Raw genomic sequence first — 22,127 nt, 5'->3', positions numbered from 1 at the left:
GGTTCATGAGTATTTCTTTGCGACACAAACGCTGGCTGCTGGGCGCCCTGATCGCCCTTGGCGCCAGCCAGACGCTGGCCGCCACGCCGAGCCTGGTATTGACGCCGTGGGCGCCGAAGCTGAAATTCGAAGCGCTGGGTTTCTTGCCCGGGGATGGACGTCTTGGCGTCAGTGCTGCCAACGGTTTGCTGTTGCTTGACGGCCAGGGCACGGAACTGGCGCGCCTGCCCGGTTCTTTCAGCGGCCTCGACAACCGCGCTGACGAACGTCACGCATGGGTCGCCAGCGTTGACAATGCCAGTCAGCGCGCGCTGGTGGTCGGGCTGGATCTGGCCCAGCGCCAATGGGGTGCGCCGCTGTATCTGCCGACGCGGGATTTCGCGGTAAACGGCGTGTGCCTGTACCGCGACAGTGCCGACAACCTGTTCGTGTTTCTGGTCGGCGAGGAGGGCAAGGGCGAACAATGGCTGGTAGGTAACGGCGCCACGCTCAATGCTCAAGCGCAACGGGTGCGCGGTTTGCCACTGCCGCCGTCGGCGCAGTTTTGCCAGGTCGATGATGCCGCCGAGCAATTGCTGGTCAACGAAGAGAACGTCGGCTGGTGGACTTATCCCGCGCACGCCGAAGCCGATGTGCAGCGCTCGCCGGTGGCCCTGCGCGAGCCGTTCGGCCAGATCAAAGGCGAGGCCGGTGCCATCGCATTGGTGCCGGGCGGGCTGATCGGGCTCGACCCGAAAGCGGCGCAGTTGCACCTCTACCAACAACGGGACGAGGGCTGGACGGCGCAAGCGACGTTGCCGCTGGCCGGCTTGAAAGAGCCGGAAAACCTCGCCGTGCGCAAAACCGCGCAAGGCCTGCAAGTGCTGATCCGCGACGATGACGATGGCCGCGCCTATCAGGGCCGCCTCGACTGGCAAGCGACGCCGCTGGCATTGCCGCCGAAGCTGCCGAATGTCGCCGCCCACGTGCAGAGCGATCCGGTCGCGCGCCAAGGCGATGCAGCAGACGACCCGGCGATCTGGGTGCATCCGCAGCAGCCCTCCTTAAGCCGCGTACTGGGCACCAATAAAAAGCAGGGTCTGCTGGTGTATGACCTGCAAGGCAAGCAAGTGCAGGAATTGCCGGTCGGACGCCTGAACAACGTCGATGTGCGGCCCAACTTCCAATTTGGCGCACAGACGGTGGATCTGGCGGTGGCCAGTCATCGCGATCACAACAGCCTCAGCCTGTTCGCCATCGACCGTAGCAGCGGCGAGTTGCGCGACATCGGCGAAGTGCCGACACCGCTGAAAGACATCTACGGCCTGTGCCTGTTTCAACCGGCCAGCGGTGAGATCTACGCGATTGCCAACGACAAGGACGGCACCTTTCTGCAATACCGCCTCGGCGCTGCGAGCGGCAAGGTTACCGGCGAGTTGGTCCGCCGCTTCAAGGTCGACAGCCAGCCGGAAGGCTGCGTCGCCGACGACCAGCGGCAGCGGCTGTTTATTGGCGAGGAGGACGTTGGCGTCTGGGCGGTGGATGCCCGCGCCGATCAGCCAGCGACCCTCACCCATGTGATCAAGGTCGGTGGGCCGCTGCACGCGGATGTCGAAGGGCTGGCGCTGTATCAGAGCCCGGCGCGCGACTATCTGGTGGTGTCCAGCCAGGGTAATGACAGTTATCTGGTGCTGGACGCCGAACCGCCGTTTGCCGTTCACGGCGCTTTTCGGGTCGGGCTCAACGCCGCTGCCGGTATTGACGGTGCCTCGGAAACCGACGGCCTGGAAGTGACCTCGGTCAACCTCGGCGGGCCTTGGAGCCAAGGCCTGTTGGTGGTGCAGGACGGCCGCAAACGCATGCCCGAGCAAAGCCAGAACTTCAAGTTCGTACCATGGGCCGAGGTGACCCAAGCACTGAAATTGCCCTGAGTCGTCATCAATCGGTCATGACTTTTTCATCGAATAGCGGCGCGGTGCTTGCTTCGGCAGTACCGGCCATTGCCCACAAGGAGTTTCACCATGCAGGCCACGCTCGAACACATGACTATCTGGGGGCTGATCAGCGACGCCAGTCTGTTGGTCAAAGCGGTGATGCTGACACTGTTGCTGGCATCGATCGTCAGTTGGTACCTGATCCTCCAGCGCAGTCGCGTGCTGCAACGCCGCGACCGGCAGTTGCACGGTTTCATCCAGCGTTTTCGCCAGGCGCCCGAGTTACTGCCGCTGTACCGCGAAACCGCGCAAGTACAAGACGCCGAGGCTGGTGTCGAGCCGATCTTCAACGCCGGGTTCGCCGAATTTCGTCATCTCAATCAGCACACGGGCAGCAACGCCGATGCGGTGCAGGAAGGTGTCGAGCGAGCGTTGCATGTCGCTATCAGCGAACAGGAACTGCAACTGGAAAAGGGTTTGCAGTTTCTCGCCACGGTCGGTTCGGTCAGTCCTTACATCGGTTTGTTTGGCACCGTGTGGGGGATCATGAATTCGTTCCTCGGTTTGTCTCAGGTGCAGCAGGCGACGCTGTCGACCGTCGCCCCAGGTATCGCCGAAGCGCTGATTGCCACCGCCATCGGCCTGTTCGCGGCGATCCCGGCGGTCATCGCCTACAACCGTTTTGCCGCGCGTAGCCAGACCTTGTTGACGCGTTATTACGCCTTCGGCAACGAACTGCAAGTGCGTCTGCACCGCCAGTTGCACGGCACGCCGATGAACCTAGCCGCTGCGGCCTGAGAAGGAGAACGACCATGCTAGTCAGGCCGCAACGCAAGCACGGACCCAAGGCTGAAATGAACGTGGTGCCTTACATCGACGTGATGTTGGTGCTGTTGGTGATTTTCATGGTGACCGCGCCAATGCTCACGCAGGGGGTGAAAGTCGAACTGCCGAAGATCGCCAGCGAAGCCCTGGCCACTGACACGCGCCAACAGATTCTGACGCTGTCGGTGAAGGCTGAGGGCGGTTACTTCTGGAATCTGGGCGGCGAACTCGATACCCAACACCAGACCGACAGTGCCGTGGCACTTGACGAGATGCGTGCCAAGGTCGAGCAGATTGTTGCGCAGCACCCGGATATGCAGGTGTATATCCGCGCCGACAAGGACGCCGGTTATGGCAGCGTGGTCGCCGCGATGTCGGCGTTGCAGCAGGGCGGGGTAAGCAATCTGGGGTTGGTGACCGAGGCCCCGCAATGACGGCGATGATCATGCACAGTCCAGCAACGCTTTCAGCGCCGCTATCGCGCAACGACTTCTGGCAGCACAGTTTTGCGGCGACGCTGGCAGTGGCGTTGCACGCCGGGGTGCTGCTGTTGTTGATCAATGCCTGGGCGCCGTCGGCTCCGCCGCTCAAGCCGCCACGGGTGTTGACCACGCAACTGGTGATGGTCGCCCCGGCGGCTCAGCCTCCACAGCCTGAACCGGCTTTGGCTCCGGCTCCGGCTCCGGTAGCGATCGCCGAGCCGGTGGTTGCAGCACCGGTCGAGCCGGTAAAACCGCAGGCCGAGCCGAAACCGCAGGCGCAAAAAGTCGAGCAGTCAGCTCTGGCCCGCAAGCGGGTCGAGGAACGCAAACGCGAGCAACTGGCCGAGCAACAGCGCCAGCAAACCGAGCAGCGCAAGCATGCAGAGGACGCTGCGCAGCAACGTGTGGCACAACAGCAGGCTGCGCAACAACAAGCCAGTCAGGCGCAAGCACAGGCACAAAGCGTCGAGCGCGCGCGTCAGCAAGCACTGGCCGACAGCCGCCAATACCTGCCGTTGAGCAAAGAGGCACCGGAATATCCGGAGCGGGCGCTGGATAAGAACATCGAGGGCGATTGCTCCGTGGAGTACACGGTCAACCCGCAAGGCCGGGTGGAGAACCCGACAGTGCTGGACGGCTGTCATCCGTTGTTCATCCGTCCGTCTCTGGCCGCGGCGCAAACCTTTCGTTATCAGCCGCGAGTGATTGAAGGTGTCGCGGTGTCGGTACCGGCCGTGCGCAACACCTTTCATTACCGGATCAAGTGAGTGGGGCGGGCGTTGTCCTGGTGTTAGCTAGATGACATCCGCCCGCCATTCTCAATAGGCGCGCCAGTGGCCCGGCACCCAGCGCCATTCATTGCCGCCCCAGCGGTAGTGACCGGCGACCCAGTGATAACCCGGCGCCGGCATCACCGGCACGACTTCCACGGGCGGCGGTGGCCGGTGCGGGCGGGCGGGGGCGACGACGCAGCCGGACAGGGTGATGGCCACTAGCGTGGCGGCGAGCAACGTTTTAACGGTTTTCGACATGGTGATGTTCTCGATAGATGACGATGGCAGGCCGGGCAATCAACGCACCCAATGCCCCTCAACCCAGAACCAGTTCGGCCCGCGCGCCTGCCAATGCCCCGGCTTCCAGTGCGCGTTGTATCGCACCGGCTGCCAGTGGCCGGGCATCCACACATAACCTCGGCCTTGCCAGCGCCAATGGCCCTGATCCCAGACATAACCGGGGCGCGGGCCGGGCATCACTTCCATGCGCATCGGCGGAGGCGCTTGCTGGACAATCACCACCTGCTGCGCAAACACCGGCGTGCTGGCCAGCGCCGCCAGGGTCAAAGGCACCAGCAGCAATGTTTTTCGCCATTTGGACAGGGAACGCAAAACGCTCATGACAACTCCTCAAGGCCTGCGTTGAAAAGTTAACGCAGCTGAAGAATTGGACGCTTCAAAAGGCAAACATCCCATTGGCCGCAGATGAAATTTTCTTCAAGGTAGGCGCTGTCGCAGGCTGCGGTTTTTGGCGCCTGGTTTGCTCGATCAAGCTCAAAAGATCGTCGCCTGAGGCAGGTCCTACAGGGGGTTGGTGTCGGGAGAGGGTATGATGTTGCGGTTTTCTGTCGGAGTTCGTTTGTCATGCCACGCATCACCCACTACAAAACCCCATGCCCCGAAGGCGTCAACAGCCAGATTCTGCAAATGGTGGTCGACTACCTGACCGACATCAGCGCGATCGGTCTCGGCCCGAGCAACCTGCTGTACAACGTCTATCAGTACGCAGTCGGCTATGAGGTGCATCTGTATCTGGAAGCGTTGAATGGCGAGAAGGGTACCGAGGTGGAATTGCTGGTCGCGAGCGATGACGAGGATCCGGAGCAAGTGATCGGTTTCCTCTTGTACCTGCCGGTGCAGGGCGATTGGGAGGCGTGCAGCGTGGCTTACATGGCCGTGCGTGAAGGGCATCGACGTCAGGGTGTGGCGCGGGCGTTGATTGGCGAAATGGTCGGGCGTTATCCGCACGCCGAACTGGCCTGCACCGTCGGCAAAGTCCCTTATTTCGAAGCGTTGGGCTTTGAGGTGATCGCTGCGCGCGAGACGCAAGTACTCATGAGTACTCGGCATTACCGCAGCAATGGCCTGCGCGGCTTTATCGACACCACGCCGATTTACCGATCGCTGGAAGTGCAGCAGATTCACACGTATCTGCTACAGAAGAATGGCAAACGGGCGATGCTCGACGCCGAGAAGCAGCGCGACCGCCATCTCGATCAGACCACCCGTCACACCGAGGAATTTGTCCGCCAGCGCCTGACCCTGCATTGAAGGGAGCAAGCAAAAAACGCCGACAAAAAATCTGCCTCAAGGCTCTTTGACGTCAGTTCGACGCGGCTGCCGGAATCGCAAGTACGAGGTCCGCAGTTGCCACTGAAAGCGGCGCGTGAACTCGGCGCTCAGATGTTCAAATAACCCCTGCAGGAGCTGCCGCAGGCTGCGATCTTTTGAGTTTTTTGAAGATCAAAAGATCGCGGCCTCGTTTCACTCGTCAGCTCCTGCGGGGGGATTTTGGGGTTAGCGGGCGCCGGGCCAGCCGGCCTTTTCGAGGGCGGCGAGCAGGGTTTTTTCGTCCAGTCCCGGTACAGCGTGGCCATTGCCTTCAGTGCTTTCGCTGGCAAGCAGGGCGTTGATGATCGCCTCTTCAACCGCTTCGGTGGCGGCGAGGAACAGTTCGCTGATGTGGTCGTTGTTGACCATGCGCAAGCCATCGCAGGTCGACGCGCCTTTGCCTTCATACGCCGCGGGCGGAACGTGATCGTTGCCGGTGGCGAACGCGATGAAAATGTCGCCGCTGTGATCCTCGTTACCACCGCCGGTACGCGCGAGGCCGAGGCTGGCGCGCTGCGCCAGACGCGTGCATTGATGGGGCAGCAGCGGTGCATCGGTGGCCAGGCAGACCACGATGGAACCCATGCCGGGATGCGGCAACGATGCGCGCAAGAAGGGCGAGTCCACCTGTTCCATGTAGCGGCCGACCGGGTAACCGTCGACCCGCAATTCACTGCGAATGCCGTGGTTGGCTTGCACAATCGCACCCACCGTCCAACCGCCCTGAACATCGCTCAAACGGCGTGATGCCGTGCCAATGCCACCCTTGAATTCATGGCAGATCATGCCGCTGCCTCCGCCCACGGCGCCTTCCTGTACCGGACCGGCGGCCGCGTTTTGCATGGCTTCGGCGACGTGCTCGGGCTTGACGTGAAAGCCGTTGATGTCATTGATCAGCCCGTCGTAAGTCTCCAGCACCACCGGCATGTTCCAGTAGAGGCGACCATCATCCGGTTGCTGTTCGCGATCCAGCACAATCAGCGCGTCACGCACCACGCCGAGGCTATGGGTGTTGGTAAACGCGATAGGGCTGGTCAGCAATCCGGCTTCGCGAATCCACTCAAGCCCCGTGGCATCACCGTTGCCGTTGAGCACATGCACCCCGGCGAAGCACGGTTGCTGGCTGGTCGAGCCCTGCCGCGGCTCGATCAGGGTGACGCCGGTGCAGATGTCGCGACCCGCGCTGCTGCGACCGCGCACATTGCTGTGGCCGACGCGGATGCCGGGTACATCGGTGATGGCGTTGAGCGGACCGGGCTGCATCTGGCCGATGAGAATATTGAGGTCACGTGCACGAGGTTTCATCGATATCTGTCTCTTGGATTAATGTCAGCGTTGTCACCAAATCTGTAGGAGCAAGGCTTGCCCGCGAAGACGTCCGCCCAATCGATGCATCTGCCGGCTGAATACCGCCATCGCGGGCAAGCCTTGCTCCTACAGGGGATGTACCGGGTTGTTTTGGTGTGCCATCCCCCTGTTGATATCCCCACAACGCTTGCGCATGATGCGGCTCTGCTGGCGTGTGGCCGGTGATGAACAACTGTGGTCAGCCTACCGGGCCGACCACGCCTGACCCATTCCCTTCATGGGTTATACAAAAGGGGTAGTGCGTGGACGCGTTGTTGCAGGAATTGCCGGTGCATCAAAGCCTGGCGCGGGTATTTGCCAGTGTCGGGCAGGATGCGTTCTGGCGTGCATTGGTCGACACCCTGCGGTTGCTGGTGCCGTTGGATAACGCACTGGTCGCGGTGATGAAAGCGGGGCAGGCGCCGCAATTGTTGATCGATGTCGACAGTAAGGGCCGCGCCGACGAGCAGGAAGAATTGGCGGGTTACACCGACGGCATGTACCTGCTCGATCCGTTCTATCAAACCGCGACCACCGGCCTTGCCGATGGCTTGCACAGCCTGGCCTCGGTGGCGCCGGATCAGTTCCTGCACAGCGAGTACTACCAGAGTTACTTTCGCTCGGTGGTGGGCGAGGACGAGTTGCAGTTCATCATCAATGTCGATGGCGGCGTGCTGGGTTTGTCATTGGGGCGCTCGACGGCGTTCGAAATGGTCGAGCAGGGCAGGCTGCTGTGCGTGCGCGACTGGGTGCTGGCGGCGATGCGCCGGCACGTGCAGCTTATGCCGCCGCAGGGGACGATTGCCGAGGTGGGCATCGGGGATCTGGCGACCTTGCTGGATCGTTTCGATGCGCGGTTGACCGCGCGCGAAGTCGACACCGCACGGTTGATTCTGCAGGGCTTCTCCAGCAAAGCGATTGCCCAGCAAATGGGTATTTCGCCGGAGACGGTCAAAGTCCATCGGCGCAATCTTTATCACAAGCTCAATGTCAGCGGACACGGCGAATTGTTCGCCCTGGTGCTGCGCCAAAACCGCGATGGATGATCACTGGTAGGCGCTGTCGAGTGAAACGCGGCTGCGATCTTTTGAATTTTTCAACGACATCAAAAGATCGCAGCCTGCGGCAGCTCCTGCACGGGGTCAGCTGATGCGTTGGAAGACCAGGGCTTTCAGGCCGCTTTGCGGGTCGATGTCGGGGAATTCCGGCGGGTTTTCCAGGCGCTGTTCGAAGCGCAGACCGGGCGCTTGCTCGGTCACCCCGTCAATCAAGAAGTCCGGGCCGAACGCCGGATCATTCATGCACGCCAGCACCGTGCCGTTCGCCGTCAGCAGCTCCGGCAGACGGCGCAGTACCCGCTGATAATCCTTGGTCAGCAGAAAACTGCCTTTCTGAAACGACGGCGGATCGATGATGACCAAGTCATAAGGGCCGCTGTTGATCACCTTGCCCCAGGATTTGAACAAGTCGTGGCCAAGAAAACTGACTTTGCTTAGATCATGGCCGTTCAAGCGATGATTATCGCGCCCGCGACTCAAGGCTGCGCGCGACATGTCCAGATTGACCACATGGCTGGCGCCGCCCTCGATGGCCGCCACGGAAAAACCGCAGGTGTAGGCGAACAGGTTGAGGATTCGCTTGCCGCTGGCCTGTTCGCGCACCCAGTCGCGCCCATAACGCATATCGAGAAACAGCCCGGTATTCTGCTTGCGGCCCAGATCGACGCGGTACTGCAATCCGCCCTCGACGATGGTCATTTCATCGATTTCATCGCCCAGCAGCCACTCGGCAGTGCTTTGCGGCAGGTAACGATGCTGGATCAACAGGGTCTTTGCGCCGCACTGCTGCCATTGCTCAGAAACGGTGATGTCGAGCAGCAAGCGCTTGAGGTTTTCCAACTGCTCAGGTTCCGGCTCCTTGAACAGCGACACCAGCACCACACCCTGCAACCAGTCCACGGTCAGTTGTTCCAGCCCCGGCCAGCAACGTCCGCGCCCGTGAAACAAACGGCGGGTTTCGCTCGGCGCCGCCGCGAGTGCAGGCAGCAGATGGGCGTGGAGGGTGGCGAGGGCTTCAGGGTTCATCGGTCAGGGCCGGCAAGCAAAAGGGCCAGCATTTTAACCACAATTGCACCGTCGCGAACGCTTGTCGCGGACCGGCCAGTTTCACCTTTCAGAAAAGAGCTGTATCAAAAATGAATTTCTGCAGAACGCGCCGCTCATACCAGATAAGCAGCGGATTCAAACCGCTAAATCGTTAATGCAGTTCCGGGAGTGCCAGTTCATGTGCCCAACACCAACGGCGAGCACGCACCTTCCTGGCGGGTTGATTCTGGTAGTTGAGGATGATCCGTTGATTCTGGAGTTTCTCTGCGAAATTCTTCAGGAGGAAGGTTTCAAGGTCGAGCCGCAGACCAGCGCCGACGCCGCATCGCAATACCTTGAGGAACACGCGCCGGAAGTGGCGTTGTTACTCACCGATATCACCATGCCCGGCACCCTCAACGGCGCCGACCTGGCGAATCTGGTCGGCGATCGCTGGCCGGACAAACCGGTGATGGTCATGTCTGGCTACGAAACCCCCGAGACCTCCGGGGTCAAGCATTCGGTGGCGTTCATCAAGAAGCCCTGGGCGATCGGTCAGTTGCTCGATTGTGTCGACAGCGCCTTCAAATCCAAGGCACCGCGCCTGCACTGACAAGTGCTACATTGCCGGGCAAAATTGCCCGGCCCTTGCCAGAGGAAGCGACCCTTTGCCTGCTCACACTTGTGTTTTTGAACGCGCGTTCGGCGCGTTCCTGTTTGACATGGACGGCACCGTCCTCAACTCCATCGCCGCCGCCGAGCGGATCTGGTCCGCCTGGGCCGTGCGTCATGGCGTGGACGTCGACACGTTTTTGCCGACCATTCACGGTGCCCGGGCTATCGACACGGTCAATCGCCTGAACCTGCCGGGGGTGGACGCCGAGGCGCAAGCGGCGTTTATCACCGAAGCGGAAATTGAAGACGTCGAAGGCATTGTCGAGATTCCCGGTGCGGCGGCGTTTCTCAATAGCTTGCCTGCCGATCGTTGGGCCATGGTGACTTCAGCGCCGCGCGATCTGGCGCTGCGGCGGATGGCTGCCGCAGGGATTCCCGAACCGGCGGTGATGATTACCGCTGAGGACGTCAAGGCCGGCAAACCCGACCCGGCCGGCTACATACTGGCCGCCAGACGCTTGGGTCTTGAACCGCGCGATTGCCTGATTTTTGAAGACGCTACCGTCGGCATTCAGGCTGCCGAAGCGGCTGGCGCTGCGTTGATGATCATCACCACGACGCATCAACATCCGCTGCAAACGAGCCACGCGACATTGGCCAGTTACGCCGACATCAGCGTCAAAATCGACAACGACGGCAAGCTCCACCTCCAACCCAACTGACCCCGACCTGTAGGAGCTGTGTGGATTCAATAGAGGCCTGGGATGAGGCGCCAGCTGCGTGCGCAGTAAGCGTCATATTCGCCGCCAAACTGTGCGCGTAGCAGGGCTTCTTCGGAATGAATGCGGGCGATCAGCGGGATCAATGTCAGCGCCGCGAGCAACAACCCGACACTGGAACGAAACGCCAGCGCCCAACCCACGGCATTCACCACAAGGCCCAGATAACTCGGATTGCGCAAGTACTGATAGATGCCATCTGTCACCAGCCGATGGCCCGGCTGAATCGCGACCAAACCACTAAACCGTCGCCCCAGCACGAACACCGGCCACAGCCGCAGCGCACCGCCGACAATGAACAGCAACGCTCCCAACCAGCGCACGCCTTCGCCACCGAATGTCCAAAAACTCACGCGGTCGCAATAGGCCGGCAGAAAACCGCTGACCAGCCCAATCACGCCAAACGCCGGAAGCACCCAGCGATTGGCCCGGTCCTCGCGTTCGCCGGCACTCAGGTTGACCTCGGTGAACAGCGATGCGATCACCATTGCCACCGTCGCCAGCGCCACTACCACCAGCGAACCGTGGGAGAAAAATATCGCCACACCACCGATCCCCCACACCGCCAGACCCAGGTAGGCGAGGCTGGCGAGTACCGCGGCAACGGTCATTTGCGCTGACATTCTCATGGCAATCTCGCAACGAAATGCTGATGCGATGAGTGTAGATCCGCCACAAACCTGTAGGGGCCGAGCTTGCTCGCGAAAGCGGTGCATCAGTCGATATCTGCGTTAATCGACTCGCCGCCTTCGCGAGCAAGCTCGGCTCCTACAAGGGGGCGGCGGTGAGGACTTTGCGGAAGGTTTCTACCAACGGCCGCAAGTTGATCCGGTGCCACGCCGCCCATAACGGTGTGGTGAGCGTCAGCCAAGGCACTTCGCGCAACACCACACCCGGCGGCGCGTTATGGCTCAAGCCTTTCTGAATCATCGCAATCCCAAGCCCCGACGCCACCAGCCCCAGCGCCGTAAACGGCTCGGTTGCCTGCATGCGCACATCCGGGGTGAAACCGGCGCGGATGCACGCGCTGACGAACTCATCACTCGCATCCTGACGTGGTTGCACGCCGATCCATTCCTGCCCGGCCAGATCCTGCGGGCTCAACGTTGCCTGGTGCGCCAGCGGATGGTGCTCCGGCAGGGCCAGCAGCATCGGGTCATCGAGCACCTGAAAACCCAGCAAGTCCGGGTCGTCATCGGTCGGCGGCTCGCTCACCAGGGCGATATCGAGACTACGCTGACGCAGGCCCTCCAGTTGCTCGGCCGAACTCAGGTTGTACAGCGCGACATGCACATTCGGTCGATCGATGCGCAGTACCCGCAAGGCATTGGGCAGGACGCCGGCGTGCATGGCGTTTTCGATATAGCCGATGCACAAACCGCCTTCCTCACCCCGGCCCAAGCGTTTGCCGAGGGATTCGAGGCGATTGGCGTGGGTCAGCAGGGCACGGGTTTCGGCGAGAAATGTCTGACCATCACGGGTCAGCCGAATGCGCTGTTGGCTGCGCTCGAACAGCGTCAGGCCCAGGCGTTCCTCTAGCTGGGCAATCTGCCGGCTGAGTGGGCTTTGGGAAATATGCAGCCGTTCGGCGGCGCGGCCGACGTGCTCTTCCTCGGCGACTACAACGAAGTAGCGCAATTGGCGAATGTCGATCATGTCAGACCTGTAGGGACTCAAGTACTGCACATTATGTCTTGGACGGTCTCGGTGTCGCAATCTAGGATCTGCTCAACGGTCACGGAGACCCTGAACCTATGAGGAACATCCAATGAGCTTGAAAGACAAATTGCCCGGCCAACTCGGTTTCGGTACTGCCCCACTGGGCAACATGTTCCGCGCGATTCCCGAGGAAGAAGCGCAAGCCACCGTGCATGCCGCGTGGGCTGCCGGCGTGCGTTACTTCGACACCGCGCCGTTTTATGGCTCGGGCTTGTCGGAAATCCGCCTCGGCGAAGCTTTGAAGCAATACAACCGCGATGACTATGTACTCAGCAGCAAAGTCGGCCGAGTGATTCTCGATGAAGTCGAAGACGCCGCTGCCCGCGATCTCGGCGAAAAAAGCGGCGTGTTCGAGCACGGTCGCCCGAACAAGATCGTTAACGACTACAGCGCCGACGCGACCCTGCGCTCCATCGAAGACAGCCTCAAGCGCCTGCAGACCGATCGCCTCGACATCGTTTGGGTGCACGACATCGCCCAGGACTTTTACGGCGATCAATGGCTGGAATACTTCAATCAGGCGCGCACCGGTGCGTTCAAGGTGCTGACGCGTTTGCGCGAAGAAGGCGTGATCAAGGGCTGGGGCCTGGGCGTGAACAAAGTCGAGCCGTGCGAACTGACGCTGGATCTGACGGAAGCGCAGCCTGACGGTTTCCTCTTGGCCGGGCGCTACACGCTGCTCGATCACGAACGGCCGTTGCAGCGCCTGATGGATGCGGCATTGGCGCAGAACGTTGAAATTGTTGTCGGTGGACCCTACAGCTCGGGGATTCTTGCCGGTGGCGCGCACTTTGAATACCAGCAGGCCAGCCCTGAAGTCGTTGCCAGGGTTGAACAGATCAAACGCATCGCTGCTGCTTTTGGCGTTGATGTGAAAGCCGCTGCGCTGCAATTTTCGCTGGCCCATCCGGCGGTCGCGGCAGTGATTCCTGGCGCGAGCAAGCCGGGGCGGATTGCTGAGGATGTGGCGGCTTTGTCGGCAGTGATTCCAGCCGGGTTCTGGCAGGCATTGCGTGAAGCGAAACTGGTTTCTGAACGGGCGCCGTTGCCGGATCAAAAGATCGCAGCCTACGGCAGCTCCTACATGGGAGGTGTGTGATGAAGATTGATTTGGGTGGCAAGCTGGCGATAGTCAGTGGCAGCACGGCGGGTATTGGTTTGGGCATCAGCCAGTCGCTGGCCGAGGCCGGGGCCACGGTGGTGGTCATCGGCCGCGATACCGGCAAGGTCGAACAAGCACTGGCGAGCATTCGGCAGAAGGTGCCGGGAGCGCAGTTGCGTGGTTTGACTGCGGATCTGGGCACCGCCGAAGGTGCGGCCAAGTTGTTCGCCGCCGAGCCGCGTGCCGACATTCTGGTGAACAACCTGGGCATCTTCAATGACGTCGATTTCTTTGAGGCGCCGGACAGCGAGTGGACGCGCTTCTATGAGGTCAATGTGATTTCCGGCGTGCGCCTTGCGCGGCACTACGTGCCGGCGATGGTCGAGCAGGGCTGGGGACGGGTGATCTTCCTGTCTTCGGAATCCGGGGTGGCCACACCAGCAGACATGATCAATTATGGCGTGACCAAAAGCGCCAATCTGGCGGTGTCTCACGGTCTGGCCAAGCGTCTGGCTGGCACCGGTGTGACAGTCAATGCGATCCTGCCGGGTCCGACGTTTACCGATGGCCTGGAAGAGATGCTCAAGGATGCCGCCGCCGAATCGGGCCGCACGCTGCGCGATGAGGCCGACGCCTTTGTGCGCAAGGCCCGTCCTACTTCCATCATCCAGCGCGTGGCCGACGTTGAAGAGGTTGCGCACCTGGTGACTTACATTGCGTCACCGCTGTCTTCGGCGACCACTGGCGCGGCGTTGCGCGTCGATGGTGGTGTGGTCGACAGCCTGACGATCTGAATTCGAATTCTTCAAGAGAGACGTATATTTATGCCAACAGCATCTGCAACCATCGACATCCCGGCTTCGGCCGATCAGGTCTGGCAATTGATCGGCGGTTTCAACACGCTGCCGGACTGGCTGCCGTTCATTCCCAAGAGTGAACTGAGCGAAGGCGGGCGCGTGCGCACCCTGCAAACCGCCGATGGCGGCGTGGTGATCGAGCGCCTGCAAGCGTTCGACAACACGGCGAAGACCTACAGCTATTCGATCGAACAGGCGCCGTTCCCGGCCACCGATTATCTGGCGACGATCAAAGTTGAGGCCCAAGGGCAGGGCGCACGGGTGACGTGGTCAGGCCGTTTCAACGCCAAAGGCGTCAGCGATGAAGAAGTCGTGGCGCTGTTCAACGGCATCTACCAGGGCGGCCTGGAAGCGCTGCGCGCCAACTACCCAACCTGACCGCCACCACAGCTTTTTGTAGGAGCCGAGCTTGCTCGCGAAAGCGGCGTATCAGTCAGCAAAGATGCAGGCTGACCCAATGCCTTCGCGAGCAAGCTCAGCTCCTACGTTGAAAGCGGTGTATCAGACAAACCGCCACCACAGCTTTTTGTAGGAGCCGAGCTTGCTCGCGAAAGCGGCGTGTCATTCAGCAAAGATGCAGCCTGACCCAATGCCTTCGCGAGCAAGCTCGGCTCCTACAGTGAAGGCGTTGGGGCAGTCAGTAACGATGCAGGCTGACACGGCGTGTTCGCGAGCAAGCTCGGCGTCTACAGGGGTTGTGCTTTCTGTATTCAGGAATTTTCGATCAGGCTCTGTCGGCAATCGAGCACCAGTTTTGCCCCACCCAAATCGCTGCTGCCGACTTCGAGGCTGAAGCCATGCAAACTGACAATCGCGGCCACAATCGACAGGCCCAAACCAAAACCACCCTGCGGTTGCCCACCCTCGGCGCGATAGAAACGCTGGAACACCGCCTCACGCTCAGCCTCCGGGATGCCCGGCCCTGAATCGTGCACTTCAATCCGCGTCTGGCCACCGGCATTCACGCCACGCAACATCACCGTACCGCCCGGAGGGGTGAATTTGATCGAGTTGCTCAACAGGTTCGCCAGTGCCTCAAACAGCAATGCCCGATCACCGTTCAACGGCGGCAACGTCTCCGGCATGTTCAGCTCGAAACGCAGCTCACCTTCCTCAGCCAGCGGCAAATAAAACTCGTGCAATTCTTCCAGCAACGACACCGGATTCAGCTCGACAAACCCTGAGCGACGCTGCCGATCTTCCAGCTCCGAAATCCGCAACAGCCCGCGAAACCGCGCCATCAGCGTGTCCGCTTCGGCCAGCACCAGATCAAGTTGTGCCGCCTCCTGGGAACCTTCACCAGCCTGTTGCTGCATGCGATACAACTGCGCGCGCAAGCGGGTCAGCGGTGTGCGCAAATCATGGGCGATGTTGTCGCACACGCCTTTGACTTCATTCATCAAACGCTCGATGCGCTCAAGCATGGCGTTGACGATGGCCGCGAGCATGTCCAGTTCATCACGGCGATTGGACAGCGGTAAACGGTGAGTCAGGTCGCCGGCCACAATCGACTGCGCACTGGCCTGAATCGCCCGGATCCGCCGCAACGGCCGCCGGCGCAACAAATGCCAACCGGCAATCCCCGGCAGAATCGTCAGCGACACGCCCCAGAACAACGCGTGCAAAATGATCCGCGTTACCGCGAACAACGAACCGTTGTCGCGCAGCAATACCAGCCAACGACCGTCGCGGGTTTGCGTGGCGACGGCATCGCAGCTGTCATTGGGCAGGGTCGGATCATCGGAGTCGGCGCAGTCGGCGAGCATGTGGATCTTGCCGTCCAGTGGCAGGCCCTCGGGGATCTGCTGTAGCGCGCCGCCGAGGTAAGTGCCTTGCGCATCGAACAGGCCATAAGCGTCGATGCCACGAATGTCGAAGGTCATGCTCGCGGCGAGCGCCTCTTCCAGTTGCTCACCGCGAAAGTGTGAAAACAGATGCTGACGTTGCATCAGCGAATGCTTGGCAAGATTGTCGAGGTAGCCGGAAACCTCGTAATACATGACCCCCATGAGGATCGCGCTCCAGGCCACGAACAACGAACTGTACAGCGCCAGCAAACGGCTGCTGGAAGAGCGCCAACCGTCAGACGGGTTCGGCAATGACATAACCTGAGCCCCGTACGGTGCGGATCAGCGGCACGTTGCCCACCGCGTCGATTTTCTTGCGCAGACGGCCGATGTGCACGTCGATGAGGTTGGTGCCCGGGTCGAAGTGATAACCCCAGACTTCTTCGAAAATCATCATCCGCGAAAGAATCTGGCCGCTGTTGCGCATCAGAAATTCGAGCAATTTGTATTCGGTCGGCAACAGCGTCAGCACCTGCTCGGCGCGGCGCGCTTCGTGGCTGATCAAATCCAGTTGCAGATCGGCCACCTGCAAGGTTGTCGCTTGCGTCGCGACGCTGTTCTGCCGGCGCAGCAACACTTCAACCCGCGCCGCCATTTCATCGGTAGCGAACGGCTTGGTCAGGTAATCATCACCACCGGCGCGCAAGCCGCGCACACGCTCATCGACATCGGAGAGGGCGCTGATCATCAGAATCGGCGTGGCCACGCCCATGGTGCGCAGCGTGGTGACGATGGCCAGGCCATCGAGTTCCGGCAGCATGCGGTCCAGGGTAATCAAGTCGTAATTGCCGCTCACGGCGCGGTCGAGGCCTTCACGGCCATTGTCGACCCAGTCGACGTCCAGACCGTGGCTGCTGAGTTCGGCGACGATTTCCCGAGCGGTTACGGCGTCGTCTTCGATGGTCAATATACGAGTCATAGGGCAGGCCTTGATCGGTTCAAACGGAATGGCAGCATTTTGCCAAGAAATTTCCGTGACGCTTTAAATTAACTTTCATGTTGTAGCTGTCAAAAACGCAAATCGGCGGATTTATTTTCCAGTGCAGAAAACCCGCTGAAATCGACCCTTTGTTGCAATTTGCATGGTCTTAGGAAGTTCATCTTTTCTAAGTTATTGATAAACATAGGTTTATTAAATTCTGGCAACTGGCACGGTCGCTGCAATTCCTCTGATGTCGAGTTGTAACACCATTTTTCATGCCTGGAGCAGAACAACAATGAATAGATCCTCTGATGGGTTGTATCCTGCCTTCGAAGAGTCGAGCAGCGTGTCAGGTGTGTCCTGGGGCGCAATTTTCGCAGGTGCCGCGGCTGCCGCTGCCCTGTCGATGATTTTGGTGCTGCTCGGTTTCGGTTTGGGGTTCTCTGCCGTTTCACCGTGGGCCGGGGAGGGCATCAGTGCCAAGGGCCTGGGTATATCAACGATAGTCTGGCTGGCGGCGACGCAAATCATCGCTTCCGGCATGGGTGGCTACATAGCCGGTCGCCTGCGGGTGAAGTGGGCGAACATGCACGGTGATGAAGTGTATTTCCGTGATACCGCACACGGCTTCCTCGCCTGGTGCGTAGCCACGTTGGTGACCGCGATCCTCGTGGTCGGTTCGGTCAGCAGCGTGATCAGTGGTGGTGTGCAAGCCGGTGCCAGTGTGGCTGGCGGTGCTGCCAGCGCCATGACCCAAGCGGCCGGTACTGCAGCAGCGAACACTGACAGCAACCAATACGGTTATTTCGTCGATAGCCTGTTCCGCGATGACCGTCCTGCTGCCGTCAGCGATGACGCTGCCCATGGCGCGGTCACCCGCATCTTCGCCCAGAGTCTGGCTAACGGTCAGCTCAGCGCCGAAGACCGTACCTATCTCGCCCAACTGGTCGCCCAGCGTACCAACCTGACTCAAGCCGACGCTGAACGTCGTGTCGACGAGATCTACGCCCGCACTCAGAAAGCCATCGCCGACGCCAAGTTGAAAGCTCAACAAGCCGCCGACACCGCCGCCAAAGTCGCTGCCTTGACCTCGCTGTGGATGTTCGTTGCGCTGCTGGCCGGCGCGTTCTTTGCCAGCTTCGCCGCGACCTTCGGTGGTCGTCGTCGGGACGCGGTCGAGTACGTTGAAGTCGACACCTACACCACGACCACTCCGGTCCGTTAAATAAGGAGATTCACCATGCGCTCACTCCTATTGTTTTTCCTCGGCGTACCGATCCCGATCATCATCCTGATCGCCCTGTTCGTGCACTGATTGCTCTATTGAGGCGTTTGCCTCAGCCGCTTTCACCTTCGGGTGAAAGCGGCTTTTTGCTTTCTGCGGGGACAGCGGCGAGAATCGCCATCGGAAGTGGATTGGCCGCTTTACCTCTCTTTAAGGATGAACGCGTTGGACAAGAAGGAAATCAAACGACAATTGGTGGAAATGCTCGAGGCCGGGCGTTCGAAAACCGAGACGTTCAAAGCGCTGTCGGGCGGCAAGGTCAAGGATCGCGTGTTAGCGGCGTGGATAGCAGGTCGCCCGGATCCGGCGCTCAGACAAAAGCATTCACTCAAGGTCACGCTGTTGATCGTGCTGATCTGTATTCAGGCATTTATCGGCGCAGTGTCCGGGTTCTTTCTGTTTTTCGAGGTCAGCGCCGGCCTGGCACTGACCATGATGCTGATCGCTGGCGGTGTACCGCTGTTGTTTGCCTGGTATTTCTACAAGAACGTCGCGGCGGCTTATACCGTCTTCATTCTCCTGAACATCAGTCAGGTTTCGCGCATGTTCAAGGGCTATGAAGAGGATCCGCTGTCCACCGTGATCGCCGTTGGCATCACCTTCGCTGTGGTGTTTTACGCTGCCTGGGTCAAATCGTTGTTGTTCCCCGATCTGGGATTCATCGGTGCGAAGAAGCTCAAAGGGCAGTTCGTCTTCTCCAACTGATCGTTGAACAATCCGACTGTTTTCACTGGCCTGGATCAATGTTTCGATTGGCGATATCGCCTAACGTAAATGAACCAGGCCTTTGCTGAGGTATGAGCTACAGTGCTTCCCGCGCACCTTGTTTGCGCTGACGGAGTACCCGCGTCGACGTCCCAAACACAGTAATAAAAGCGTCGACTACGGTGTAGTGCAGCAAGGAGCTGACACAACCTCAACCGAACCTTCACGGATGAAATTGCAATGCACTGCCTAGAAAGATCCTTCGATATCCAGCCTTTGGCGCAGGCGGATATGACTGTCCACATCAACGGCCAGGCGGTCACTGCCGCCATCGGCGAAACCGTCCTCAGCGTTATTCAATCCCTCGGCGTGCGCCAGATCGCGCGCAACGATCATGACCAGATCAGTGGCGCCTATTGCGGCATGGGCGTGTGCCAGTGCTGCCTGGTCAAAATCAATGGTCGGCACAAACGTCGTGCCTGCCAGACGGTGGTGCGCGATGGCATGCAGATTGAAACCCGGGTCAACCGCATCACCGCGCAGGAGGTCGTATGAACCTGCAACCGGTAATCGTCGGCGGTGGCCCGGCGGGGATGGCCGCGGCTATCGAACTGGCGCGCCATGGCGTGCGTTGCACCTTGCTTGAAGAAGCTTCGCGTCTTGGCGGTGTGGTCTATCGCGGGCCGCTGCGTGATGGCGTGCAACTGGATTATCTGGGCCCGCGTTATTCCGAAGCATTGAGCAAACTGCACGGTGATTTTCAGGAGCAATCCGGACTGATCGATGTCCGCCTCAACCACCGTGTGATCGGTGCTGAAGGCACCCGTGCGTTGGTGGTGCTCGATGGTGATGAGCAATTGCACGAGATTGACTATCCGCAATTGCTGTTAGCCGCCGGTTGCCATGAGCGCAGTGTGCCGTTTCCCGGCTGGACGCTGCCGGGGGTGATCATGCTTGGCGGCCTGCAACTGCAAATCAAGAGTGGCGTGGTCAAGCCGCAAGGGCCGGTAATCATTGCCGGCACCGGGCCGCTGCTGCCGCTGGTGGCGACGCAGTTGCACGCCTCTGGCGTCAGCGTGGCCGGCGTCTATGAGGCCTGTGCGTTCGGCAAGATCGCCCGCGAGAGCCTGGCGCTGCTGAACAAGCCGCAGCTGTTTCTCGATGGCTTGAGCATGCTCGCCTACCTGAAATTGCACGGCATCCCGATGAACTACGGTTGGGGCGTGGTCGAAGCGCACGGCGAGGGCGAGTTGAAAAGCGTCAGCGTCGCGCCGTACTCGGCGACGTGGGAGCCGGACCTGTCTCGCGTCGAGCGCTTCGAAGCGAAGACCCTGGCGGTCGGTTATGGCTTCATTCCGCGCACTCAACTCAGTCAGCAGATGGGCCTGGATCACGGTTTCAGTGACGACGGTTACCTGCGCGCCAACTCGAACATCTGGCAGCAAAGCAACGAACCTCACGTGCATCTGGCCGGTGACATGAGCGGGATTCGCGGCGGTGAAGCGGCGATGCTCGCGGGCAAGATTGCTGCGACGTCGATCCTGCTGCAACGCGGTGTGCTTGAAGAAGAATTGGCTCGCGTGCGCCGCGACCGTTACCTGAGCAAACTCAAAGCCATCGTGCGCTTCCGCGCCGCCGTCGATCGCTACACCGAACGCGGCGTTGGCCAGACAGCATTGCCCGCCGCCGACACGGTGATCTGCCGTTGCGAACACGCGACCCGCGCCGACATCGATCGGGCGCTGGAGCAGGGTGTGCAAGACATCGCCAGCCTGAAAATGCGTACCCGCGTGAGCATGGGCGATTGCCAGGGACGGATGTGCGTCGGCTACTGCAGCGACCGTTTACGCCAGGCCACTGGGCGCAAGGATGTTGGCTGGCTGCGTCCGCGCTTCCCGATCGATCCGATTCCTTTTTCCGCGTTCCACAATGCCGGCACGGAGGCCGCTGCCCATGAGTAAGTTCTACGATGTGATCATCGCGGGTGGCGGCGTGATCGGTGCTTCTTGTGCCTATCAACTGTCCAAGCGCAAGGGCCTCAAGGTCGCGGTCATCGATGCGAAACGTCCGGGCAACGCAACCCGTGCGTCGGCCGGTGGCTTGTGGGCGATCGGCGAGTCGGTCGGCCTCGGTTGCGGGGTGATTTTCTTCCGCATGATGTCGGCCAACCGCAAGCGCGAAACCCAGGGCGCGGCGGTGGCGGTGGACTCCAGCACACCGCACATCCTGCCAGAGTCGTTCTTCGATTTCGCCTTGCAGTCCAACGCGCGGTATCCGGCGCTGCACCGCGAGCTGAAAGACAATCACGGCATGGATTTCAAGTTCGAAAAGACCGGGCTGAAATTCGTCATCTATGACGATGAAGACCGCCTCTACGCCGAGCACATCGTCGGGTGCATTCCGCATCTGGCCGATCAGGTGCGCTGGCTCGATCAAGCTGAGCTGCGCGTGGCCGAACCGAGCGTCAGCCATGAAGCGCGCGGTGCACTGGAATTCCTCTGCGACCATCAGGTCAGCCCGTTCCGTCTCGCCGATGCCTACATGGAGGGCGCGCGACAGAACGGTGTCGATATCTACGTCAACACCAACGTCACCGGCGTGTTGCATCACGGTACGCGCGTGACTGGCGTGCAGACCGCCGAGGAGGGCGTGTTCCACTGCAAAACGCTGATCAACGCGGGCGGCGCCTGGGCGGCGGATCTGAGCGAATGGGCGACCGGCATTCGTATCCCGGTGAAACCGGTGAAAGGCCAGATTCTGCTGACCGAGCGCATGCCGAAAATCCTCAATGGCTGCCTGACCACCAGTGATTGCTACGTCGCGCAAAAGGACAACGGTGAGATCCTGATCGGCAGTACCACCGAGGACAAAGGCTTCGACGTCACCACCACTTACCCGGAAATCGCCGGGCTGGTGCAGGGTGCCGTGCGTTGTCTGCCGGAGCTCAAGGACGTCAATCTGAAGCGAACCTGGGCGGGGCTGCGTCCGGGCTCACCGGATGAATTGCCAATTCTCGGGCCGATGCGTGGCGTGGAGGGTTATCTGAATGCCTGCGGGCACTTCCGCACCGGCATCCTGACCTCGGCGATCACCGGCGTACTGCTGGACAAGCTGGTCAACGACGAGCCGCTGCCGCTGGACATCACCCCGTTCCTGGCGGACCGCTTCGAAGTAGCCCCGGTCAAACCAGAGCGCACGCTAGAGCCTGCTTGACTCAGATCCCCTGTGGGAGCGAGCCTGCTCGCGAAGGCAATTTGTCAG

The 22,127-nt window shown here is 60.6% G+C and carries 24 protein-coding genes; 16 read left to right on the top strand and 8 right to left on the bottom strand.

The features are described from left to right. The first annotated feature begins 5 nt into the window (after positions 1-5). From JFT81_RS04800 to JFT81_RS04785, 4 genes are all read left to right on the top strand, one after another. Complete coding sequence (locus JFT81_RS04800) at positions 6-1,910, top strand: phytase (RefSeq protein ID WP_201204512.1); 1,905 nt, start codon at positions 6-8, stop codon at positions 1,908-1,910. A 90-nt stretch (positions 1,911-2,000) separates the two neighbouring features. After that, positions 2,001-2,711 (top strand): protein TolQ, encoded by a 711-nt coding sequence (gene tolQ / locus JFT81_RS04795; RefSeq protein WP_201226325.1) that lies wholly within the window; start codon positions 2,001-2,003, stop codon positions 2,709-2,711. A gap of 14 nt (positions 2,712-2,725) precedes the next feature. Beyond that, positions 2,726-3,172, top strand: a complete 447-nt coding sequence (gene tolR, locus JFT81_RS04790; protein ID WP_201226324.1) for a protein TolR — start codon at positions 2,726-2,728, stop codon at positions 3,170-3,172. Beyond that, positions 3,169-3,987 carry an energy transducer TonB gene (locus JFT81_RS04785; RefSeq protein ID WP_201226323.1) on the top strand — a complete coding sequence of 273 codons (819 nt, stop codon included), beginning with the start codon at positions 3,169-3,171 and terminating at the stop codon, positions 3,985-3,987. The genes tolR and JFT81_RS04785 overlap by 4 nt, the downstream gene beginning before the upstream one ends. Positions 3,988-4,038: 51 nt before the next feature. On the opposite strand, the gene JFT81_RS04780 is transcribed toward JFT81_RS04785, so the two are convergent. Continuing rightward, complete coding sequence (locus JFT81_RS04780) at positions 4,039-4,251, bottom strand: YXWGXW repeat-containing protein (RefSeq protein WP_201204504.1); 213 nt, start codon at positions 4,249-4,251, stop codon at positions 4,039-4,041. A 39-nt stretch (positions 4,252-4,290) separates the two neighbouring features. Then, positions 4,291-4,614, bottom strand: a complete 324-nt coding sequence (locus JFT81_RS04775; RefSeq protein WP_201204502.1) for a YXWGXW repeat-containing protein — start codon at positions 4,612-4,614, stop codon at positions 4,291-4,293. Between the two features lie 243 nt (positions 4,615-4,857). Here JFT81_RS04775 and JFT81_RS04770 point away from each other — a divergent pair, with 243 nt between their 5' ends. After that, positions 4,858-5,544, top strand: coding sequence for a GNAT family N-acetyltransferase (locus JFT81_RS04770; protein WP_201226322.1), 687 nt, complete (start codon positions 4,858-4,860; stop codon positions 5,542-5,544). 246 nt (positions 5,545-5,790) lie between these two features. Here JFT81_RS04770 and JFT81_RS04765 read toward each other — a convergent pair whose 3' ends face one another. Continuing rightward, positions 5,791-6,909, bottom strand: coding sequence for a P1 family peptidase (locus tag JFT81_RS04765; protein WP_201226321.1), 1,119 nt, complete (start codon positions 6,907-6,909; stop codon positions 5,791-5,793). 305 nt (positions 6,910-7,214) lie between these two features. Between JFT81_RS04765 and JFT81_RS04760 the strand changes: the two genes are divergently transcribed. Next, the gene (locus JFT81_RS04760; RefSeq protein WP_201226320.1) at positions 7,215-7,997 is read left to right on the top strand and encodes a helix-turn-helix transcriptional regulator; all 783 of its coding nucleotides are present in this window, start codon (positions 7,215-7,217) and stop codon (positions 7,995-7,997) included. Between the two features lie 96 nt (positions 7,998-8,093). Here JFT81_RS04760 and JFT81_RS04755 read toward each other — a convergent pair whose 3' ends face one another. Next, entirely contained in the window at positions 8,094-9,035 is a 942-nt protein-coding gene (locus JFT81_RS04755) for a class I SAM-dependent methyltransferase (RefSeq protein ID WP_201226319.1), read from the bottom strand. A gap of 199 nt (positions 9,036-9,234) precedes the next feature. On the opposite strand from JFT81_RS04755, the gene JFT81_RS04750 reads away from it, so the two are divergent. Together JFT81_RS04750 and JFT81_RS04745 are read left to right on the top strand one after the other, a co-directional pair. Continuing rightward, positions 9,235-9,648 carry a response regulator gene (locus JFT81_RS04750; RefSeq protein WP_201226318.1) on the top strand — a complete coding sequence of 138 codons (414 nt, stop codon included), beginning with the start codon at positions 9,235-9,237 and terminating at the stop codon, positions 9,646-9,648. A gap of 55 nt (positions 9,649-9,703) precedes the next feature. Continuing rightward, a complete protein-coding gene (locus JFT81_RS04745) occupies positions 9,704-10,372 on the top strand; it encodes an HAD-IA family hydrolase (protein WP_201226317.1) in 669 nt (222 codons plus the stop codon). Between the two features lie 26 nt (positions 10,373-10,398). Here the strand turns inward: JFT81_RS04745 and JFT81_RS04740 are convergent, their stop codons facing one another. Continuing rightward, the gene (locus JFT81_RS04740) at positions 10,399-11,058 is read right to left on the bottom strand and encodes an isoprenylcysteine carboxylmethyltransferase family protein (RefSeq protein WP_201226316.1); all 660 of its coding nucleotides are present in this window, start codon (positions 11,056-11,058) and stop codon (positions 10,399-10,401) included. Between the two features lie 139 nt (positions 11,059-11,197). Next, positions 11,198-12,085, bottom strand: a complete 888-nt coding sequence (locus JFT81_RS04735) for a LysR substrate-binding domain-containing protein (RefSeq protein ID WP_201204489.1) — start codon at positions 12,083-12,085, stop codon at positions 11,198-11,200. Positions 12,086-12,197: 112 nt separating this feature from the next. Here JFT81_RS04735 and JFT81_RS04730 point away from each other — a divergent pair, with 112 nt between their 5' ends. From JFT81_RS04730 to JFT81_RS04720, 3 genes are read left to right on the top strand one after another with little or no spacing between them, the layout of a single operon-like run. Beyond that, positions 12,198-13,247 (top strand): aldo/keto reductase, encoded by a 1,050-nt coding sequence (locus JFT81_RS04730; RefSeq protein WP_201226315.1) that lies wholly within the window; start codon positions 12,198-12,200, stop codon positions 13,245-13,247. Next, positions 13,247-14,044: an SDR family oxidoreductase gene (locus JFT81_RS04725; RefSeq protein WP_201204488.1), complete on the top strand. Its 798-nt coding sequence runs from the start codon at positions 13,247-13,249 to the stop codon at positions 14,042-14,044. Before JFT81_RS04730 ends, JFT81_RS04725 begins: the two co-directional genes overlap by 1 nt. 30 nt (positions 14,045-14,074) lie before the next feature. Beyond that, positions 14,075-14,485, top strand: a complete 411-nt coding sequence (locus JFT81_RS04720) for an SRPBCC family protein (protein ID WP_201226314.1) — start codon at positions 14,075-14,077, stop codon at positions 14,483-14,485. A 332-nt stretch (positions 14,486-14,817) separates the two neighbouring features. Here the strand turns inward: JFT81_RS04720 and JFT81_RS04715 are convergent, their stop codons facing one another. Next, positions 14,818-16,212, bottom strand: a complete 1,395-nt coding sequence (locus JFT81_RS04715) for a HAMP domain-containing sensor histidine kinase (protein WP_201226313.1) — start codon at positions 16,210-16,212, stop codon at positions 14,818-14,820. Next, positions 16,190-16,873, bottom strand: coding sequence for a response regulator transcription factor (locus tag JFT81_RS04710; RefSeq protein WP_201148561.1), 684 nt, complete (start codon positions 16,871-16,873; stop codon positions 16,190-16,192). Before JFT81_RS04710 ends, JFT81_RS04715 begins: the two co-directional genes overlap by 23 nt. A gap of 298 nt (positions 16,874-17,171) precedes the next feature. Between JFT81_RS04710 and JFT81_RS04705 the strand changes: the two genes are divergently transcribed. The 5 genes from JFT81_RS04705 to hcnC all read left to right on the top strand — a co-directional run bounded on the left by JFT81_RS04705 (position 17,172) and on the right by hcnC (position 22,079). Then, on the top strand, positions 17,172-18,101 hold the full coding sequence (locus JFT81_RS04705) for a hypothetical protein (protein WP_201226312.1): 930 nt from the start codon (positions 17,172-17,174) through the stop codon (positions 18,099-18,101). 225 nt (positions 18,102-18,326) lie between these two features. Continuing rightward, the gene (locus JFT81_RS04700; RefSeq protein ID WP_201204481.1) at positions 18,327-18,866 is read left to right on the top strand and encodes a hypothetical protein; all 540 of its coding nucleotides are present in this window, start codon (positions 18,327-18,329) and stop codon (positions 18,864-18,866) included. A gap of 240 nt (positions 18,867-19,106) precedes the next feature. Continuing rightward, complete coding sequence (locus JFT81_RS04695) at positions 19,107-19,421, top strand: (2Fe-2S)-binding protein (RefSeq protein WP_201226311.1); 315 nt, start codon at positions 19,107-19,109, stop codon at positions 19,419-19,421. Further along, entirely contained in the window at positions 19,418-20,827 is a 1,410-nt protein-coding gene (hcnB, locus tag JFT81_RS04690) for a cyanide-forming glycine dehydrogenase subunit HcnB (protein ID WP_201226310.1), read from the top strand. The genes JFT81_RS04695 and hcnB overlap by 4 nt, the downstream gene beginning before the upstream one ends. Continuing rightward, a complete protein-coding gene (gene hcnC, locus JFT81_RS04685; RefSeq protein WP_201226309.1) occupies positions 20,820-22,079 on the top strand; it encodes a cyanide-forming glycine dehydrogenase subunit HcnC in 1,260 nt (419 codons plus the stop codon). Before hcnB ends, hcnC begins: the two co-directional genes overlap by 8 nt. The last annotated feature ends 48 nt before the right edge of the window (positions 22,080-22,127 follow it).

Origin of the sequence: Pseudomonas sp. TH43 (genome assembly GCF_016650635.1) — a bacterium.
Lineage (GTDB): Bacteria > Pseudomonadota > Gammaproteobacteria > Pseudomonadales > Pseudomonadaceae > Aquipseudomonas.
The sequence above is the reverse complement of the archived record's forward strand: the minus strand, read 5'-3'. Positions and strand labels throughout refer to the sequence as shown.

What these genes read in the sequence shown, in the direction of transcription:
- JFT81_RS04710 (WP_201148561.1), bottom strand. Translation starts at nt 16,873, where the DNA reads ATGACTCGTATATTGACCATCGAAGACGACGCCGTAACCGCTCGGGAA.
- JFT81_RS04785 (WP_201226323.1), top strand. Translation starts at nt 3,169, where the DNA reads ATGACGGCGATGATCATGCACAGTCCAGCAACGCTTTCAGCGCCGCTA.
- hcnB (WP_201226310.1), top strand. Translation starts at nt 19,418, where the DNA reads ATGAACCTGCAACCGGTAATCGTCGGCGGTGGCCCGGCGGGGATGGCC.
- JFT81_RS04765 (WP_201226321.1), bottom strand. Translation starts at nt 6,909, where the DNA reads ATGAAACCTCGTGCACGTGACCTCAATATTCTCATCGGCCAGATGCAG.
- JFT81_RS04725 (WP_201204488.1), top strand. Translation starts at nt 13,247, where the DNA reads ATGAAGATTGATTTGGGTGGCAAGCTGGCGATAGTCAGTGGCAGCACG.
- JFT81_RS04715 (WP_201226313.1), bottom strand. Translation starts at nt 16,212, where the DNA reads ATGTCATTGCCGAACCCGTCTGACGGTTGGCGCTCTTCCAGCAGCCGT.
- JFT81_RS04755 (WP_201226319.1), bottom strand. Translation starts at nt 9,035, where the DNA reads ATGAACCCTGAAGCCCTCGCCACCCTCCACGCCCATCTGCTGCCTGCA.
- JFT81_RS04775 (WP_201204502.1), bottom strand. Translation starts at nt 4,614, where the DNA reads ATGAGCGTTTTGCGTTCCCTGTCCAAATGGCGAAAAACATTGCTGCTG.
- JFT81_RS04705 (WP_201226312.1), top strand. Translation starts at nt 17,172, where the DNA reads ATGAATAGATCCTCTGATGGGTTGTATCCTGCCTTCGAAGAGTCGAGC.
- JFT81_RS04695 (WP_201226311.1), top strand. Translation starts at nt 19,107, where the DNA reads ATGCACTGCCTAGAAAGATCCTTCGATATCCAGCCTTTGGCGCAGGCG.
- JFT81_RS04720 (WP_201226314.1), top strand. Translation starts at nt 14,075, where the DNA reads ATGCCAACAGCATCTGCAACCATCGACATCCCGGCTTCGGCCGATCAG.
- JFT81_RS04800 (WP_201204512.1), top strand. Translation starts at nt 6, where the DNA reads ATGAGTATTTCTTTGCGACACAAACGCTGGCTGCTGGGCGCCCTGATC.
- JFT81_RS04730 (WP_201226315.1), top strand. Translation starts at nt 12,198, where the DNA reads ATGAGCTTGAAAGACAAATTGCCCGGCCAACTCGGTTTCGGTACTGCC.
- JFT81_RS04740 (WP_201226316.1), bottom strand. Translation starts at nt 11,058, where the DNA reads ATGAGAATGTCAGCGCAAATGACCGTTGCCGCGGTACTCGCCAGCCTC.
- tolR (WP_201226324.1), top strand. Translation starts at nt 2,726, where the DNA reads ATGCTAGTCAGGCCGCAACGCAAGCACGGACCCAAGGCTGAAATGAAC.
- JFT81_RS04780 (WP_201204504.1), bottom strand. Translation starts at nt 4,251, where the DNA reads ATGTCGAAAACCGTTAAAACGTTGCTCGCCGCCACGCTAGTGGCCATC.
- JFT81_RS04770 (WP_201226322.1), top strand. Translation starts at nt 4,858, where the DNA reads ATGCCACGCATCACCCACTACAAAACCCCATGCCCCGAAGGCGTCAAC.
- JFT81_RS04735 (WP_201204489.1), bottom strand. Translation starts at nt 12,085, where the DNA reads ATGATCGACATTCGCCAATTGCGCTACTTCGTTGTAGTCGCCGAGGAA.
- JFT81_RS04750 (WP_201226318.1), top strand. Translation starts at nt 9,235, where the DNA reads ATGTGCCCAACACCAACGGCGAGCACGCACCTTCCTGGCGGGTTGATT.
- hcnC (WP_201226309.1), top strand. Translation starts at nt 20,820, where the DNA reads ATGAGTAAGTTCTACGATGTGATCATCGCGGGTGGCGGCGTGATCGGT.
- tolQ (WP_201226325.1), top strand. Translation starts at nt 2,001, where the DNA reads ATGCAGGCCACGCTCGAACACATGACTATCTGGGGGCTGATCAGCGAC.